We start from the raw sequence: 15,929 nt of genomic DNA, 5'->3' as shown, positions 1-15,929 counted from the left end.
GCAATGACCAGTTAACGTTCATCTGTCGCTTAAGCGACACTTCCTGAAAAACTGTTGAAGAAAGAGGCGATTTCGATGAAAAAACAGGATTTACGCGTTATCCGGACCGACCGGAGGATACGCGAGACGTTCCTTCAGCTGATCGACGAAGTCGGTTTTGACGCCGTGACGATTAAGTTGTTGACGGAACGGGCGGAAGTCAATCGCGGGACGTTCTACCATCATTACGCGGATAAATACGAACTGCTCGAGCGGATGACGAATGAGGTTTTTGAAAAGATCGAAGCGACGTTCGAACGCGAGATTCCATTCGTCCTGATCAACAAAACGGAGGACTCACCATACCGACGAATCATCCCGTTTCTAACGTTTCTTTATGAACACCGGACGCTGATGCGGATCTTACTCAGTCCGACGAGTGACGGGATGTTTCGGAAGCGGGTCCGTGATTACATGCAACAGATTCTGTTCTCGGGACTACCGGAACAAGGAGAACGGCTCGTTCCAGAAAATTATCTCATTGCCTATCTCTCAGCCGCCCATCTCGGTGTCATCGAATCCTGGTTGAGCCACCCAAACGAGACATCACCGGATGAAATTGCTCGAATTGTCTTTACGATTTCGATGGAAGGACCGTTTCGAGCAGCGGGGTTCCGGCGATGAGTCTTGAGCAAGTCTTAGAAAAAGTCGTCGTTTGTTTGCAGCAAGAACGGATTCATTTTGGTATCGGTGGTTCATTATTGTTGGCGCAGCATGGACTACCAGTTGTACCGCGCGACATCGATCTCGTCGTCGCGTTAGCGGACGCCGAACGAGCAGTCCAACTGTTGGCGGACATGGGGACTGTCGTCGAACAAGACAAGACGTCACTTTACGCGACGGAAGTGTTCCAAGAATTTATCATTGAAGGAATCGATATCGATTTGATGAGCGGACTGCAGATTCGTCATGGCGAGGGCGTGTTCATCTATCCGTTTGATGAACAATCAATCGATTCAGCTGGACGTCCGTTCATGTCACTCGTTGATTGGTATGTCATTTATCAACTGATTCCAGGACGAGAACAAAAGGTCGCGATGATTGAAGACGTATTTATGAAACAGGAAGTCGACCGTAAGCGTCTCGAACAACTGAGAAGCCTCGTTCTTCCGCAAGTCGTAAGAAATCGGATAGATCAATGGCTGAATTGACCTATAAGTCGCGTAATAAGACGACTTCGTTCGTTGCTGATAAGTAAGCGTGGTTCGAGTCAAGCAAACCACAGAGAACATAGTGGTCAAGTGCCCGGTCGAAGACATAATACGGTTTCAATGTCAGGTAAGGCATGAGTGCGTGACGTATGACTTCTTCCGGAACGCTATCAGGCAATCCTTGTGTCGAGTCATGATAGAGATCAATAAATGCTTCGTTATCAACGATTAGGCTGACTTCGTAAGTATCTTCCATCAGGAGAATCGTCAAACGACGTTTGTAAGCGAGATTTATATCGTCACGAGTCCGGCGTACTACTACGTTAATGAATGGGAAATCCCGATTGATTTCTTGAATCGTCCACGCTCCGGACTCCTCCGGATACTCGGCAGCGATGAGGTCTACAGCAATCGACTGACAGGTTTCCAGCATCTCGTCAGTCAACGGTCGGTAATCCGGATGTGGCGTTTGAGCTTCGGCATCGCGTGCCGTGACGGTGTCTCGCCGCTTAATCAATTTGCGCGTATAGGAGAACGTGGACGGTTTTTCCCATGTTACGATCTCGTTCATGGCAACGGACGAAGTTTCGGGATTACTTAGAGGATACGTGCGCAAGCCGTCTTGAGAAACAAAGATTTCTTCAATTGCATATGCTAGTTTGTGTTGGTGTTCGTTAGGAACTGAAAAACTCCGGAACTGTTGCGAGATGATGGGAGCCGTTTGTTCAAGGGATAATGTGAACAGTTCAGTCAGATACTTGTTACTCAGCGCGGGGGTTCCATAGACACTGAAAGAATCGAGCGCTCCTTCATTCGTTAGCTCAAGCGATATGAACAGACCGGGGAAGAGGCGAATCCCGTGATGACAGTTGACATACTGATACAGGGAATCTTGATGCGTAAGGAACATGAACTGCTTCTCGAACGTCATTCCTAATTCTTGCTCAAGCCATGCAATCCGAATGTCTAAATCACGTAAATCCTCTGGAAGAGAATGAATCGTGACAGTGCCATTTTTGTGGATCGAAGTCGTTCGTTTTGTAGCCGTATCGACTTGGATCTCTATCGTACCGTCTGGATAATTCTCATCTTCAGACCAAGGACCGTGATTGATGGGGAACCAACACGTCTCAAGCGAATATTGCGTTTCACCATGAATTTTTTCACGGCGATAGAAGGTCTCATGTAAGACATAATCGTTCAGTTGATATTTGTCTTGGATATGGGAGATTAAATCTTTCGTTAATGGATGCAACTCGTTCACTCCTTCGTATCTAACTTCACTTTATAGATCACGTAATAAAACGATCTCATTTGTTGCTGGTAAGTAGGCATGGTTCGAGTCAAGCAAACCACAAAGAACGTAGTGACCTTTTGAGACATCGAACACATAACGCGGCGTGAGCAAAAGGTACGGACGTAATGCATGGAAAATGATATCTTGCTGATCATCTTCGAGCTTCGGTGGAGTAACGGATGCGAGCGCGGTATGGAGTTCCTGATCGTCGGTCAAGCTAATCCAGTCAAGCGTCTTTTCATCAAGGAGAATCGTGATGCGTCTTTGCTGATCAACATAGGACGTCGGATTCGCGCGAGATAATTTGACAGCAAGGTTGGGGTGTTGCCGGTAGATATGACGAATCATCCATTGTCCGGATTCACTGGGGTAGACGTTTTGGACGATTTCTTGAATCGCGTTTCGACAGGCGTTCACCGTCTCTTGCTGGATCGGACGAAAATCAGGATGTTCGGTCTGCATGATCGCATCCTCTGCTGTCACGCTTGCTGCTGATTGGAAAGGATGGCGTTTGAGAATTGAAGTTGACGGATTTGCCCACGTTAAGATGTCATTTCGATCAAATGATGACGTGAAATCCAGTTTACTAGGAACAAGGATAGATCCTTCTTGCGTCACGATCGTCTCGACGACAGTATGCGCGTATTGATGTCCTGGTTTTGTATAGGAGAACCACTTTATTTGTTGTTTAGCTAGCGAGTCGATGTCCTCGAGCGTTAAAGCGAAAGGTTCCTGTTTCACATGATGATCACTCGGATGAGGACCGTATAGGAACAACTCATCGAGTTGACCATTTTCCGTTAACGTTAAGTGAATGAAACAACCGGGAGACAGCCGAATCCCTTCGTGACAACTCATATAACTGAAAAAAGTGTCGTTTTCTTCTTCGAGCATGAAATGCGTACCATGGATCATATCGGTCTCTGATTCGATCCAAACGATCCGAGTGGTTGGATCACGTAAATCGTCAGGCACGGAATGAATCGAGTTCAGACCGTGTAAGGATAACGTCGTCGTTCGTTTCGTAACAGGGTCAATTGTAATCTGCACGGTTCCTTCAGGAAGCATCGTGCCATCCTCTTCCTCGATAACCGATGCACCTCGCGGAATCCAAAACGTTTCAAAAGAGTAAACGGTTTGGTAGTTCAGTTTGTGTCGAGCGTAGGACGATTCATAGAGTACATAATCGGTTAACTGATATTTCTCGAGCATGTATTCAGTTAGTTGTTTTGTTAGGGCATGCAAGCTGTTCACTCCTTTTTTGTATGTCCTCCGTGTCGTCAATCAAGGTTGGAATAACGAAGTCGGGTAAGGTATTAAACAGGCGATCGGCCGTCTCAAAAAACGGTTGATTCGAGACAACATTCACGACATCTGCATCGTAGCTGAACGCAAAGATAGACATGTTTTCCTGCATGGAGACGATGACCGTTTTTTCTGGTCTTTCGGAGTAGTAGTGCGTTCGGTATTCAATCCGGAAGACATTTGGTTTGGTCGACCAGATGACAAGATCATTCCAACTCGCGTGGGAATGTAAGTAAGAATACAGGTGTTGAAAATCGGTAACATGCTTCAGTTCAGCGACGATGAAACGTTTGTCCGCAAGTGGTGTTAAATCATTATATGTAATTGAACAAAAGCGACATAACGCTTCAAACTCTTCTTCGTCATAACGATTCACCTCTACACAGACGAATAGTGGGAAAGCTTGTAATCGATGAAACCACTGCTCAAGAAATGAACTTTCAAACGAGGAGGATTCATCGTCTGGATTCGTAAAGATGCTAAAAGCTGACGTGTAGTCTTGTTCGATGACGAAGCGCAAATTATCAGGGTCTGAAAAATCATTTGGAATCAATTGAAGATCATCATCGTAATAATAAGGCATGTACTCAAATGTTAATTGCAACATATTCACCTCTGTTTCGTACGTTCAGTGTAACGTGAATCCCTTCATAATGAAGGGGAATTGAAAATTATTACATAATTGTAAGGGTTCAAAAAATAGTAAATGCATTATTATAGTAGAATAAATATAAAAGAACCATCGAAATATAGGAGGAAACAAAAGTGTCAGAATTTAATCTAGCTATGAACGTGTTATTCGGAAGTGTCCATCTCATCCTCATGGCGATGGCTGTTCCATCGATCATCTACGCGCTTTATCTATTACGAAAAATTGCTAATAAATGATTGCAGGGATTTATTGGTAATAAAAAGAAGGTAGTTAAAGTACCTATGCATTATTTAAAGGAGGCGATGACATGTCATTTTGGACATGGTTTGCAATCTTATTTGTGATAGCGGTTAGTGTCTACGCATCTTCTCAACCAAAACGTTCGAAGAAATAACAAAGGCGTGACTTCCATTGTGGAAGCGCGCCTTTTTGTTTGTTCAGTTTTGCGTATCGAGCCAAGCGATCGCGTCCGTTAAGTCGTCGGCAATATAGTCGACGTTTGCTTGTTCCACCCGGTCAGCGTAATCACGAATGGAGCTCTCTCCGGCACCGGTTCGGACTAAGATTTTGATACACCCGGCGTGCGCAGCTGCCACCATATCACTCCACCGGTCCCCGATGACGACACATTGATCGAGTCGGAGATCGTGTTTTGCTTGTGCTTGCCTTAATAATTCAGGTGATGGTTTGCGACAAGTGCAGCAATCTTCCGCTGCATGCGGACAAATCAGCATATCATCAAAGCCGAAGCTCAGTAATTCTGTCCGAAAATCCTCTTCACGGGCAAATCCTTTTGAGATACCAGGTTGATTCGTGAACGCAATCAGTAAAATCCCTTGATTACGTAAGCGTTCGATTAACGAAGAAACGTATGGAAATAACGCAAACGTTCCAGGGTAGTGGACGGTAGCATCTCCACCAATCGTTCCGTCTCGGTCAAGAAATATTGCCTGAATAGAATTCATGTGTACAACTCCTTAGTTTACGAAGCATCTTTTAGTTCTTGATACGGTTGGACACGTGCTGCCAGTTGAGCTGGGATGAAGGCGGCGATGACACCGAATAAAATCGGTAAGGCAAGCGATACGCCAATCAACAACGGTTCATTCCACGGTACGAGGTCATACAAGACATAAATCGTCGAATAGGCAACGATCAGTCCAATGATGCCGGAAATTAAACCGACGAGGAAGCCTTCAAGGACGATCAACTGACGGATCGCTCTGTTCGTCCAGCCGAGCGCTTTTAAGACGGCGAGTGAGGCGCGGCGATCGGTGACGTTTTGCCACATAATTTCACCCGTCGTCAAAATAGCGATTGTGATTGCAACGCCCATCGTCACGTAATGCATCGGACCGACTTGCAAGGCAACGAATTGTCCGAGCCATGATGTATAAAGCACTCCTTGTAAATGGAACGTTACGAATAAGAAGAACGTCAGCAGAGCCGTTGGAAGAGCGATTGAGAGAACGGACAGGCTATTACGCTTCCATTTCCCGATCAGTTCTTTTAGCGCCAATGTCACGGTCGAACGAAGCTTTAGTCCGACACGAGCCGCCTTTGCATACTCGCCTGTTTTGATCGCTTCGTACGGCGAGATCCGGCGAATCGTCCACGCCGACCAAGTGGCGCCGGCGAGGTAGATAACGAGACTAAACAGTGCGATCCAGAGGAAGCTCCAGCCGTTCATCGCTTCATTACGGACATACGAGAAGATGCCTTCGACAATCAAGGCGATCGTCGAGACGAATCCAGCGAGGATCGCCGCCTCGATCAAAACGATTTTGTAGAGATCCTTCGTCCGCCAGCCGAGTGCGAGTAAAACAGCGAATTCTTTCCGGCGGGCGAGCATTGAGACGTAGCTCGTCGCGAGGACATAGACGATGGCGACGGCAAGCATCGCGAAGATGACACCGGAGAACCCGACGCTCGTCTCGCGGAAGATTGTCATCGCAGCACCGATGTGGATCCAAGGTTGTTCAATCCAACCGAGCGTCTTCCCGTCATCGATCACCTTCGTGACGACCGGTTGAGGAGAGGAACCTTTGGTGATCGTAGCGATGAGACCGGTTTCTCGCTCGATTTGTTGCTTCACGTCTTGGAGTAATTGTTCGGACTTCTCACCCATCTGTTTGGCACCACTGATTTTTAAACGGATGGACGAAATGGATTGTTTTCCGTTGATCAGTTGAGCGGCGTTTAAGGTCGTTAAAATATTCGGTGAACCCGTCAATAGGTCAACCGGGTTATTCGATGAATTGATGGTAGGTGACGGATTGATCGGCTTTCCTGTTGCATCAAGGACCAGATTAGCGGTCGCCGGGCGATACGTTTCTAACGGTAGTTCATTCAACGGATCTTTGGATACTGTGATTTTTTTCGGGTCAAACAATCCGATGACATCAAAGTCGACGGTTGGAGTAAGTTCAGATACTTCTTTCGTGTCTGTATCTTTGACTTTCATCTTGCTGAACTGGACGGGACGGTATCCTTTTGAGGGGAGGATGGGAATATCAAAAAGCGATTGATCAGTTTGAAGCGTCTCGCTGTTCAACGAGTAGGCTTGACTCCATCGCTTCGGAAACGGGCTATCGGTTGCAGTATAGTTTAAAGCTCCCGTCCGGTAGAGTAGCTGTCCAGATGAGGTGACTTCAAGTTCTTTTCGTTTCACGGAATCTGGTTTTGCTAAAGCATTGAACAACAGTGAATCTAGACGTTTTGCGGAAATACGTTTCGTTTCGAGTGTTTTACTTTTAATCGTTCCTAAATAATCCTGTAGTTCTGATTGCTGTTGGAGGCGGTCGATTGTCTCCGTCTGTTGTTGTTCCGTTTTAAATGGTAAATCAAGCCGTTCGATTTTAAAGTCGGTATATCCCGCATCTGAAGTATTCGGATTGATGAGGATCGGTAACGTAAAACCGTTAACGACATTAGATGTCGGATTTGCTTGGTCCGTCTCTTCGAAATAACGGGATGTGGGACTTTTCTTGACGCTTTTATCGAGACCGACGAGGCGTGCTTCTTGTTCCGGGTCGATTGCGACAATCATCGCCATCTTCGAAGGGTTGATATCCTCGACGAAGAAGTTATCGAGGTTTGGGATGCGTAATTCAGAAGAGACGTCACTCTTGATGGCATGGATGTTGGTCGTGAAGAGCTTCTCCTTCTTCAATCCGGAATCACTGTACTCCGTGCGAGAAATGCGATAGAACCCAGGGGCTTTCGGAGCTGTCATCTGATCTTTGATGGTTAGACCGATATTGGCATATCCTATCACCGCTACTGGCGCGGCAATGTCCACATCCTCGATCTGTTTGATTTTTTCATACTGTGCGAAAGAAATACCACCTGTAATACTGTTTAAGTAGTTGGGCTCCAGCAAATCATTCGACTCCGTCGACATCTGACTGCCTTTCGGTCGAACGACGATATCATACGCGGACGACCATTTCTTTTGTAACGTCTGCTCGACCGTACCCTGACTTGAATCGGTCAAGTTGAACATCAGACTGAGTCCAGCGCTGATGATGAGCGCACCGACGAGCGTCAAAATGAATTTTCCACGTTGCCGGCGCCACTGGTTTAAGACAAAATGAAACATCGTCATTCCTCCTTTTATGGGGTAAAAGCTACGAAAAACGGATGAGACTGTTCATCTAAGATATGTATGATTCGTTCGCTGAAGTTCGACCACGTTACGCGTCGTAACACTTCTTCGAGCGGGAAAAAACCGACTGCTAAACTTTCGCTGCTCGTCTGCGGTTGACCACCAATCGCTTTTGCAAGCCAACAGGTCGCACAGACATTCGCCTCGAGATTTTGATAGATGCCGCAAAATTTCACGATTTCAATCTCAATTCCAGACTCTTCTTTGACTTCGCGAATGATACCGTCAGCTGCACTTTCCCCAGGCTCGACGATGCCACCCGGAAACTCCCAACCGCGATCTGGTCCTTGGATCAAAAGAATCTCGTTTTGGTCATTCAAGACGACCGCTCCAGCTGATAACGAATAAATCGATGTCGGTAACATAGACTTCCTCCTGTGAAGAGAGGGACAACGCCTGTTGCCCCTCCGCCAAATATTAAGATGCATCTTTCAGTTCTTGATACGGTTGAACACGTGCTGCCAGTTGTGCTGGGATGAAGGCGGCGATGACACCGAACAAAATCGGTAAGGCGAGCGATACACCAATCAACAACGGTTCATTCCATGGAACAAGATCGTATAGAACGTAAATCGTCGTGTAGGCGACAATCAGTCCAAGTACTCCAGAAATCAGGCCGACGAGGAAGCCTTCGAGGACAATCAACTGTCGGATTGCGCCGTTCGTCCAGCCGAGTGCTTTTAAGACGGCGAGTGAGGCGCGGCGATCGGTGACGTTTTGCCACATAATTTCACCCGTCGTCAAAATAGCGATTGTGATCGCAACACCCATCGTCACGTAATGCATCGGACCGACTTGTAAGGCAACGAACTGACCAAGCCAAGACGTGTAAAGCACTCCTTGTAAATGGAACGTCACGAATAAGAAGAATGTCAGCAGTGCTGTTGGTAGAGCGATTGAGAGAACGGACAAACTATTACGCTTCCATTTCCCAATCAGTTCCTTTAGTGCAAGTGTCATCGTCGAACGAAGCTTCAGTCCGACGCGAGCAGCTTTCGCGTATTCGCCGGTCTTGATCGCTTCGTACGGTGAGATGCGGCGAATCGTCCACGCCGACCAAGCGGCACCAGCGAGGTAGATGACAAGACTGAATAGCGCGATCCAGAGGAGGCTCCAGCCGTTCATCGCTTCATTACGGACATATGAGAAGATGCCTTCGACAATCAAGGCGACCGTCGAGACGAATCCAGCGAGAATCGCCGCCTCGATCAAAACGATTTTGTAGAGATCCTTCGTCCGCCATCCGAGTGCGAGTAAAACAGCGAATTCTTTCCGACGCGCTAACATCGAGACATAGCTCGTCGCGAGGACATAGACGATCGCGACCGCGAGCATTGCGAAGATGACTCCTGAGAAACCGACACTCGTCTCGCGGAAAATCGTCATCGCGGCACCGATGTGGATCCACGGTTGTTCGATCCAGCCAAGCGTCTTACCGTCATCGACAACCTTCGTGACGACGGGTTGAGGAGAGGAACCCTTAGTAATTGTGACCATTAATCCAGTTTTCTGTTCGATTTGCTTTTTCACGTCTTGGAGTAGTTGCTCCGATGCTTCACTGACGGTCGAAGCGCCTTTGATTTTAAGGCGAATCGAAGAAATGGCTTGTTCACCATTGACTGCTCGCGCGCTGTCAATCGTCGTCAGGATGTTTGGAGAACTCGTCAACAGTCCGACGGGATTACCAGACGTATCAATCGATTTCGCTGGGTTGACAGGTTCCCCCTTCGCATCTAAAACAAGATCGGCAGACGAAGGACGATAAGTTTCCATTGGTAACTCGTTCAGCGGGTCTTTTGAGACCTTGATGTTTTTCGGATCGTACAGACCAACGACTTTAAATTGTAAAAATGGAAAGCGGACATTAGATGAGCCTGGTTCTGGTTTTTTAACCTTTTGTCCCATCGATGTGAGGGAGCGAAATCCTTTATCTGAAATAAGTTCCTTCTCAACACCGATTCCTGAAATTCGTGTCGACGTCGCGGATACTTCGAAAGCGTTGCTCCATCGGCTTGTAAATGGACTAAGCGTTGATTGGAATTGAAGAGGGCCAGATTGATAAACCAATTGTCCTCCTTCTGCATATTCAGAATCCGTTTGTAAGCTGTTCGTTTTTTCAACCATCGTTCGCAGATAGGTTTCTTCTACTTTAGCGGTTGGGATGGAAAGGTGTTGAATACTCTTAGCGGGATAAGAGGCAAGAGGAGAATTGATAATAGACCGTTTTGGTTGTGTTTTGATGACCTTATCAATTAGTTTTTGCTGGTCTTGTTCGGTTTGATAAGGAGCATCGAGACGTTCGATATCATAGTCATAACTTCCCTTATTAAAAGAGTTCGGATTCACTAAGATCGGGATGATATTTTGATTATTAGCCGCGTCTGACTCATGGTGATCAGTCGAATTGAAGTATCGGGATTTGTTCGTCGTACGTACACTCTTGTCCAGACCGACCAACCGTGCTTCTTCTTTTGGATCAATACCGACGATCAGGACTGGATTTCTAGCGACAGCCGTTGAAAAACCATCAATTTGTTCAGAAATGAATGAAGCGTTCTCAGGAACTTGAACTTTTGTTCCTTGAGCAAGATGAAGCACAGTTTTTGATTGTTGCTCTTTCTTGAAGCCGTTTTGAATATAAGTGGTTTCTGTAAAACGATAGATTCCCGGTGTGGAAGGAATTTTAATCGCTTTTTCAAAGGAAACGTTAGACATGACATACCCCATGACAGCGACCGGAGCTGCAATTTCAATGTCGTTCATTTTCTTGATGGTTTCGTATTGTTTAAACGAAATCCCACCATTGATCCCATTGAGATAATTCGGTTCGAGTAAATTATTTGATTCCGTCGACATCTGGCTGCCTTTTGGTCGCACAACGATATCATAAGCAGACGACCATTTCTTTTGTAACGTCTGTTCGACCGTTCCTTGACTGGAGTCGGTCAAGTTGAACATTAAACTGAGCCCGGCACTGATGATCAGGGCACCGACGAGCGTCAGGGTAAATTTCCCGCGCTGCCGAAGCCATTGATTGATGACGAAGCGTAACATATGTAGTCTCCTTTGTAGTTTAGTGGGAGAGCTTTGTCTTTAAATAACGCGCAAGATCTTGTTCGAAATGATGAATCGCTTGTGCATCGAGTGCTTCTACTTCTGCTTGCGCCGCGTAGCGGGTGACGAAATAAGGTGAGAGTGGCGTCACCAGGTGAATGCGATCTGTCCAGTCTGTCAACGATTCATGGCTTCGTCGCTTGAGGGCGAGTGGTAAGCGTTGATTAAAATCAAATAGCATCAGGCGTAGTGATTGTTCTGGCGGAGTGAGTACCGACTGAAGATTTGTTTGCCGAATGGACGTTTCAGACGATGCTTGGATCCAGCGGGTTGATTCACTTTCAAATTCTCGTGGTAGTGATGAACGTCGCCGACGATGAAAAATCCGGTATCCTACGAAAGCAACCAGTACAAGTACAGCGGTGAAGAATATCATTTTGTTAGAGGAGGATGTGCTTTCTACAACATTCATAATCGAAAATGGAGGAAGGTCCTTTACTTTTCGATCGCGTGATGTGCCACCCGTACTTTTATTTTGATCATCGGACTCACCTAAATCGATGCCGTCTTCTCTCTCATCGATTTTGTCATCGAAATTACAACTATTTTTTGTGAAGAATAAATTGGATAAGTCGTTATGATTACATCCCCTCACGATCGTCGTCTCTTGTTCCGAGAAGTCCGCATTCCGAAACGCTTCATACGCAGACTGCGTCGATATGGACAACAATAGAAAAACGACAATAGAGCCAATGAAACTCGCAATCAGTTTGCTTCGAAACGTTTGCATCGCAGACACCTCCTCATAAACAGTACTTAGACACTTTGCACCGTGCGTTTTCGGCGGTCTTCGACGATCCGACCATCCTGCATGAAGAGAATTCGGTCAGCGCGTTCGGCGAGTTCTAAGTCGTGTGTGACAAATAAAACGCCACATTTGGCTTCACGATGCAGTTCTAGCAACAGTTCAAAAATCGCGTCACCGGTCATGGAATCAAGATTACCAGTCGGCTCATCTGCAAGAATCCATTGCGGATGATGCAACAAGGCGCGGGCGATTGCCACCCGTTGTTGCTGCCCGCCGGATAGTTGAGCAGGTAAAGCATTTTGTTTGTCGTCGAGTCCGACCCGATCGAGCAGCTCGAGGATTCGCTCGTCTTGATTAAACGATGTCTTTTGTTTTAACAAGGCGACCTTTAGGTTTTCAGACACCGTCAGTGACGGTAGGAGATGAAACTGCTGGAAGATGAAGCCAATCTCTTGCGAGCGAAATTGTGATAACCGTTTGTTCTTCCAAGACGTAATGTCCTGTCTGTCATAGAGAATCTGACCGGACGACGGACGATCGAGCGAACCAAGGAGACTAAGGAACGTCGATTTTCCGGACCCGGACGGACCGACGAGTGCCGTTACTTCCGATTGCAAAAATTGTCCGTTTAGTTGATGCAAGACATCGGTCCGGACACCGCTTCGCTCGAACGAGTGCGAAACATCTTGAAAGGTAATATTCATGTGACCACTCCTTTTACATAATTTGGTTAAATATAGTGTATTATTTTTAGAAAATTTTGTCTATTGTGTTTTTATTTTCGAAATCCTTACTCATTTATGTTTTTCTTATAACTTCTCTCTAAGATTGGATTAAACCCAATCTAGGGAGATATTTAAAATGAAACGAAGACGTAAGAAATGGCTATGCATTAGTAGAAGAATCATGCTGAAGCTCCTGTGAATTGATACAACCATCTTTTTAGGACGATGAGAGGCATAAGGAACGAAAAGAGTAGTGGAGTCGAAGACATTAAAAATATTCTTCTACTTCTCAGGAACGACAGTGGACGAAGAAATTACTTCGACTTGTCCTTGATTTACTTGGCGTGTCCGTCGATCTTCAAACGAATTATCGCTTCACCTGACGATGAGGTAACGATTGAAAATCATCCGGATCAAGGAACTAGCATGACAATTATGTTGATGATGCACGAGCTTCAAGCATGATGACATAAAAAAGAAGCACGAACTCACACGAGTCATCGTGAAAAGCGGCGCTCCTTTTTTATGTTTCTAGTCTGATATGAATTGCTCGTAATTGTTTTTTCAAAGCCGTTCTCGCTAAAGGTTCACCCTTTCCTGTACCAGGCTCAAAGGCATAAGGGCTAAAGACTTTAGTACCTTCTTTGAGCCAGTTTGAGCGATACAAGTCATGTGTCTCACTTCTCGATAAAAAGATACCGTCCTCGATTTCGACATTATCGTCTACTCCGAACTGAAAGCCGCAGCAAGAACAAAGTTCAAACGAAGCGTCACCATTTTCGTCATAAGCAACGTCGTCCATTTGCGCATATCCGCAGACGGGACATATGTATTTCATGAAAGCACCTCATTGTTCAAGAATCTTTTGATACGTGTACCCTTTTAAGATATCTGCTTGATTCGTATAGGTCCAGTCAGTAATGGACTGATCTGGATGCGACTCAAAATAGTGATTGAGGATATCACGTCCCAAAATGTAGTTACTCCAGCGAGGAATCTCTTTTTGTTTGTTACCTACGACGAAGTCGAGTTGTGATACTTCATAGCTGTTGACCAGATGTACGACATGTTTTTTCGTTGCTTCATCCATTTCGACATTCCATGGAGGCGAGACGCCTTTGACGATTCGGTCGGCAAAGGCATCTGCCTTTCCTTCGACGATGACGGAATTAAGAGTCGTACTTAAACTAAAATCAGGTGTATCCTTGAGGACTAAGTGATGATATTCGTGTGCCGTCGAATATGCCAGGATGTCTTTATCGTAGTTTGTATCCAGGTAGAGAATGAATGCATCTTTATAGGCTGCTCCTGTAACACCTTTCATTGACTGAAGATCGAAAGAGGATTCAGGATTAACTGGAGCGACGATGATGGTACTTTTCTTTTTGGGAAGGATCTTATGAGAAGCGATGTAATTTTTTTTAATGATTTTTGTAATGTCATCTTGTTGTTTCATCAAGTTCTCGATTTTGTCGAGTAGCTCTTGTTCGTACACGGTTGATTGCAACATCGGGAAACCTTTCAAGTCGGCTGTCGCAAACTGCTCCTTTTCCCCGATTTTGTCGATATAGCTTAAGACATATTTCGCATAATTCTTTTTATCTTCTTCAGGATCATTGTTTTTTAAGGACGATTGTAGATATTGTTTGTATGGTTCATAAAGAAAAACAATGTTCAATTTACTTTCGGCATCGATTTTTACAGATTCGGATTTTACTTTTGTACTCTTTGATAACAGTTCAGTAGTGGGTTGTGTTGTCTTTTGCTCTTCTGTACAAGCAGACAAAAACAGAAGGGGAGCAGTTAAAAGTAATATCAATGATTTTTTCAAGTTACGTTCATCCTCCTTTTTTATGATGTAACAACTGCTTTCTATATCAATCCTCTTTCGCCATATGATCAATGACGATCGGATCGCTGTAGGACAAAATGTAAAAATCCTGTTCATGTGTCCTGACGGCAAATAAGTGCAAGTCTCCCCGTTCAGTATAGACTTCATCCGTTTTCATAAACTTTGCAGCAAAATCACCGAACATCGATTCTTTTGACTTCACGACTGGATACGGGTTCCGAAGTTTCTCGTCGATGATGCCATGCTCTTGTAACGTTCCTAGGAAGACGGCGTACTTTTTAAAACGCATCAAAAAGTAATCACGCGAAGGATCGTTGATTATAAGCTTGAACGCTTCGTCAGCCCCATAAAAATAGAAATCAATCGCATAATGATCATTTGCCTTTAGCGACATCTTATCCAGTTCAAGTTCGTATTCTTCAGTCGTCAGTAAAAAATCAAGATCAATCGTTTTCACGGGAAATCACTCCTCTATGAAGATCACGGACATCTAACGTGAAAGATAAACTGTTATTTTTCTGATGAATCTTTATCGATGAACCATTTCGTACCATGTTCCGCGATGAAACGATGTTCTGCTCGATAATGTGTATCGTGACCCTCTTCTTTCATCTTCATGAAGGCAACATCGCCGTCGACAGCTCGTTGATCAATCAACAGATATAGCGCTTCGACGCGCAACAATAACATCGGTAGCAATTCGGAACGCGGACCTTCATAACCATAAGCATCAAGGAATCGACTCACTCGTTCGGCGAAGCGTGCATCATCTTGCTCCGGTGAATAGGCAAGAACGGATCCGTCAGGTGATTGCCGTCTACTGCTGAGCGGGACGAACGTATAGAGCGTGTAGACGATATCCCAAGCACGTGGACCGGGTGCTGCGAGGTCAAAGTCAATCACGCCACTCAGTTTTTGATCCTGAAAAACCGTATTGTAGACGGCAAAATCGTTGTGGCAGATGACTTCGTGTGGAGTCGGTGTATTGAGCAACGGTGCCCAGTCCGGTGAGACGTCGAAGTCGACTGTCGCGTCATGATACTGGCGCATCAGATGCGCAACATCGTCTAATACGTCGTCATGCCACATGTATGCTTTTAGCGGATAATCGGCCGTTTCACCAGGGAGGAAGGTCAGGATCTCTCGATTTTGTTCGTCGATGCCGACGAAACGCGGAACACCGGATAGACGTTTAGCTTCTAAGTGGCATAATAACCGTTGGACGTTGTTGCTGTTCTCCTTTTGTGTACGATAGACATAGTTGCCTTTTTGATAGACAGCAGAGACATTTCCACCAGTCAGTCGTTGTTCTTCAGACATGAGTGTTCCTTCTTTCTTTTGTAATTGGTTACATATCGGCTAGTCTTTTTGCATGCGTT

The 15,929-nt window shown here is 45.5% G+C and carries 17 protein-coding genes; 4 read left to right on the top strand and 13 right to left on the bottom strand.

Annotation, left to right across the window (positions count from 1 at the left end; all coding sequences use genetic code 11):
• The first annotated feature begins 75 nt into the window (after nucleotides 1-75).
• Both VJ374_RS08615 and VJ374_RS08610 read left to right on the top strand, forming a co-directional pair.
• The gene (locus tag VJ374_RS08615) at nucleotides 76-663 is read left to right on the top strand and encodes a TetR/AcrR family transcriptional regulator (RefSeq protein ID WP_149427425.1); all 588 of its coding nucleotides are present in this window, start codon (nucleotides 76-78) and stop codon (nucleotides 661-663) included.
• Complete coding sequence (locus VJ374_RS08610) at nucleotides 660-1,190, top strand: nucleotidyltransferase family protein (protein WP_149427424.1); 531 nt, start codon at nucleotides 660-662, stop codon at nucleotides 1,188-1,190. Before VJ374_RS08615 ends, VJ374_RS08610 begins: the two co-directional genes overlap by 4 nt.
• A gap of 1 nt (nucleotide 1,191) precedes the next feature.
• Here the strand turns inward: VJ374_RS08610 and VJ374_RS08605 are convergent, their stop codons facing one another.
• The 3 genes from VJ374_RS08605 to VJ374_RS08595 are packed head-to-tail and all read right to left on the bottom strand — an operon-like array spanning nucleotide 1,192 to nucleotide 4,405.
• Nucleotides 1,192-2,445, bottom strand: coding sequence for a hypothetical protein (locus VJ374_RS08605; RefSeq protein WP_329468412.1), 1,254 nt, complete (start codon nucleotides 2,443-2,445; stop codon nucleotides 1,192-1,194).
• Nucleotides 2,446-2,475: 30 nt separating this feature from the next.
• Nucleotides 2,476-3,732 (bottom strand): hypothetical protein, encoded by a 1,257-nt coding sequence (locus tag VJ374_RS08600; RefSeq protein WP_329468410.1) that lies wholly within the window; start codon nucleotides 3,730-3,732, stop codon nucleotides 2,476-2,478.
• On the bottom strand, nucleotides 3,704-4,405 hold the full coding sequence (locus VJ374_RS08595; protein ID WP_329468408.1) for a hypothetical protein: 702 nt from the start codon (nucleotides 4,403-4,405) through the stop codon (nucleotides 3,704-3,706). The genes VJ374_RS08600 and VJ374_RS08595 overlap by 29 nt, the downstream gene beginning before the upstream one ends.
• Before the next feature lie 152 nt (nucleotides 4,406-4,557).
• On the opposite strand from VJ374_RS08595, the gene VJ374_RS08590 reads away from it, so the two are divergent.
• Nucleotides 4,558-4,680 (top strand): hypothetical protein, encoded by a 123-nt coding sequence (locus tag VJ374_RS08590; RefSeq protein ID WP_285800976.1) that lies wholly within the window; start codon nucleotides 4,558-4,560, stop codon nucleotides 4,678-4,680.
• 201 nt (nucleotides 4,681-4,881) lie between these two features.
• On the opposite strand, the gene VJ374_RS08585 is transcribed toward VJ374_RS08590, so the two are convergent.
• From VJ374_RS08585 to VJ374_RS08560, 6 genes are read right to left on the bottom strand one after another with little or no spacing between them, the layout of a single operon-like run.
• A complete protein-coding gene (locus tag VJ374_RS08585) occupies nucleotides 4,882-5,409 on the bottom strand; it encodes an HAD-IIIA family hydrolase (protein WP_329468403.1) in 528 nt (175 codons plus the stop codon).
• Nucleotides 5,410-5,426: 17 nt separating this feature from the next.
• The gene (locus VJ374_RS08580) at nucleotides 5,427-8,045 is read right to left on the bottom strand and encodes an ABC transporter permease (RefSeq protein WP_329468401.1); all 2,619 of its coding nucleotides are present in this window, start codon (nucleotides 8,043-8,045) and stop codon (nucleotides 5,427-5,429) included.
• A gap of 14 nt (nucleotides 8,046-8,059) precedes the next feature.
• The gene (locus VJ374_RS08575; RefSeq protein WP_214723299.1) at nucleotides 8,060-8,476 is read right to left on the bottom strand and encodes an NUDIX hydrolase; all 417 of its coding nucleotides are present in this window, start codon (nucleotides 8,474-8,476) and stop codon (nucleotides 8,060-8,062) included.
• Between the two features lie 52 nt (nucleotides 8,477-8,528).
• The gene (locus tag VJ374_RS08570; protein WP_329468397.1) at nucleotides 8,529-11,165 is read right to left on the bottom strand and encodes an ABC transporter permease; all 2,637 of its coding nucleotides are present in this window, start codon (nucleotides 11,163-11,165) and stop codon (nucleotides 8,529-8,531) included.
• Nucleotides 11,166-11,184: 19 nt separating this feature from the next.
• Nucleotides 11,185-11,955, bottom strand: a complete 771-nt coding sequence (locus VJ374_RS08565) for a hypothetical protein (protein WP_329468395.1) — start codon at nucleotides 11,953-11,955, stop codon at nucleotides 11,185-11,187.
• Nucleotides 11,956-11,981: 26 nt separating this feature from the next.
• Entirely contained in the window at nucleotides 11,982-12,677 is a 696-nt protein-coding gene (locus VJ374_RS08560; RefSeq protein ID WP_329468393.1) for an ABC transporter ATP-binding protein, read from the bottom strand.
• 351 nt (nucleotides 12,678-13,028) lie between these two features.
• Here VJ374_RS08560 and VJ374_RS08555 point away from each other — a divergent pair, with 351 nt between their 5' ends.
• On the top strand, nucleotides 13,029-13,163 hold the full coding sequence (locus VJ374_RS08555) for a hypothetical protein (RefSeq protein ID WP_329468391.1): 135 nt from the start codon (nucleotides 13,029-13,031) through the stop codon (nucleotides 13,161-13,163).
• A 58-nt stretch (nucleotides 13,164-13,221) separates the two neighbouring features.
• Here the strand turns inward: VJ374_RS08555 and VJ374_RS08550 are convergent, their stop codons facing one another.
• Genes VJ374_RS08550 through VJ374_RS08535 form a run of 4 tightly spaced genes read right to left on the bottom strand, consistent with a single transcriptional unit; the run spans nucleotide 13,222 to nucleotide 15,870 of the window.
• Nucleotides 13,222-13,536: a hypothetical protein gene (locus tag VJ374_RS08550; protein WP_329468389.1), complete on the bottom strand. Its 315-nt coding sequence runs from the start codon at nucleotides 13,534-13,536 to the stop codon at nucleotides 13,222-13,224.
• A gap of 9 nt (nucleotides 13,537-13,545) precedes the next feature.
• On the bottom strand, nucleotides 13,546-14,529 hold the full coding sequence (locus VJ374_RS08545; protein ID WP_329468388.1) for a DUF2268 domain-containing putative Zn-dependent protease: 984 nt from the start codon (nucleotides 14,527-14,529) through the stop codon (nucleotides 13,546-13,548).
• 46 nt (nucleotides 14,530-14,575) lie between these two features.
• Nucleotides 14,576-15,007: a hypothetical protein gene (locus tag VJ374_RS08540; protein ID WP_329468386.1), complete on the bottom strand. Its 432-nt coding sequence runs from the start codon at nucleotides 15,005-15,007 to the stop codon at nucleotides 14,576-14,578.
• A gap of 53 nt (nucleotides 15,008-15,060) precedes the next feature.
• On the bottom strand, nucleotides 15,061-15,870 hold the full coding sequence (locus tag VJ374_RS08535) for a phosphotransferase (RefSeq protein WP_329468384.1): 810 nt from the start codon (nucleotides 15,868-15,870) through the stop codon (nucleotides 15,061-15,063).
• Between the last annotated feature and the right edge of the window lie 59 nt (nucleotides 15,871-15,929).

Source organism: Exiguobacterium sp. 9-2 (assembly GCF_036287235.1).
In the GTDB taxonomy this organism is placed as follows: domain Bacteria; phylum Bacillota; class Bacilli; order Exiguobacteriales; family Exiguobacteriaceae; genus Exiguobacterium_A.
This window is presented reverse-complemented; position numbering and strand designations above follow the sequence as displayed.

What these genes read in the sequence shown, in the direction of transcription:
- VJ374_RS08565 (WP_329468395.1), bottom strand. Translation starts at nt 11,955, where the DNA reads ATGCAAACGTTTCGAAGCAAACTGATTGCGAGTTTCATTGGCTCTATT.
- VJ374_RS08550 (WP_329468389.1), bottom strand. Translation starts at nt 13,536, where the DNA reads ATGAAATACATATGTCCCGTCTGCGGATATGCGCAAATGGACGACGTT.
- VJ374_RS08570 (WP_329468397.1), bottom strand. Translation starts at nt 11,165, where the DNA reads ATGTTACGCTTCGTCATCAATCAATGGCTTCGGCAGCGCGGGAAATTT.
- VJ374_RS08580 (WP_329468401.1), bottom strand. Translation starts at nt 8,045, where the DNA reads ATGTTTCATTTTGTCTTAAACCAGTGGCGCCGGCAACGTGGAAAATTC.
- VJ374_RS08610 (WP_149427424.1), top strand. Translation starts at nt 660, where the DNA reads ATGAGTCTTGAGCAAGTCTTAGAAAAAGTCGTCGTTTGTTTGCAGCAA.
- VJ374_RS08575 (WP_214723299.1), bottom strand. Translation starts at nt 8,476, where the DNA reads ATGTTACCGACATCGATTTATTCGTTATCAGCTGGAGCGGTCGTCTTG.
- VJ374_RS08560 (WP_329468393.1), bottom strand. Translation starts at nt 12,677, where the DNA reads ATGAATATTACCTTTCAAGATGTTTCGCACTCGTTCGAGCGAAGCGGT.
- VJ374_RS08615 (WP_149427425.1), top strand. Translation starts at nt 76, where the DNA reads ATGAAAAAACAGGATTTACGCGTTATCCGGACCGACCGGAGGATACGC.
- VJ374_RS08585 (WP_329468403.1), bottom strand. Translation starts at nt 5,409, where the DNA reads ATGAATTCTATTCAGGCAATATTTCTTGACCGAGACGGAACGATTGGT.
- VJ374_RS08535 (WP_329468384.1), bottom strand. Translation starts at nt 15,870, where the DNA reads ATGTCTGAAGAACAACGACTGACTGGTGGAAATGTCTCTGCTGTCTAT.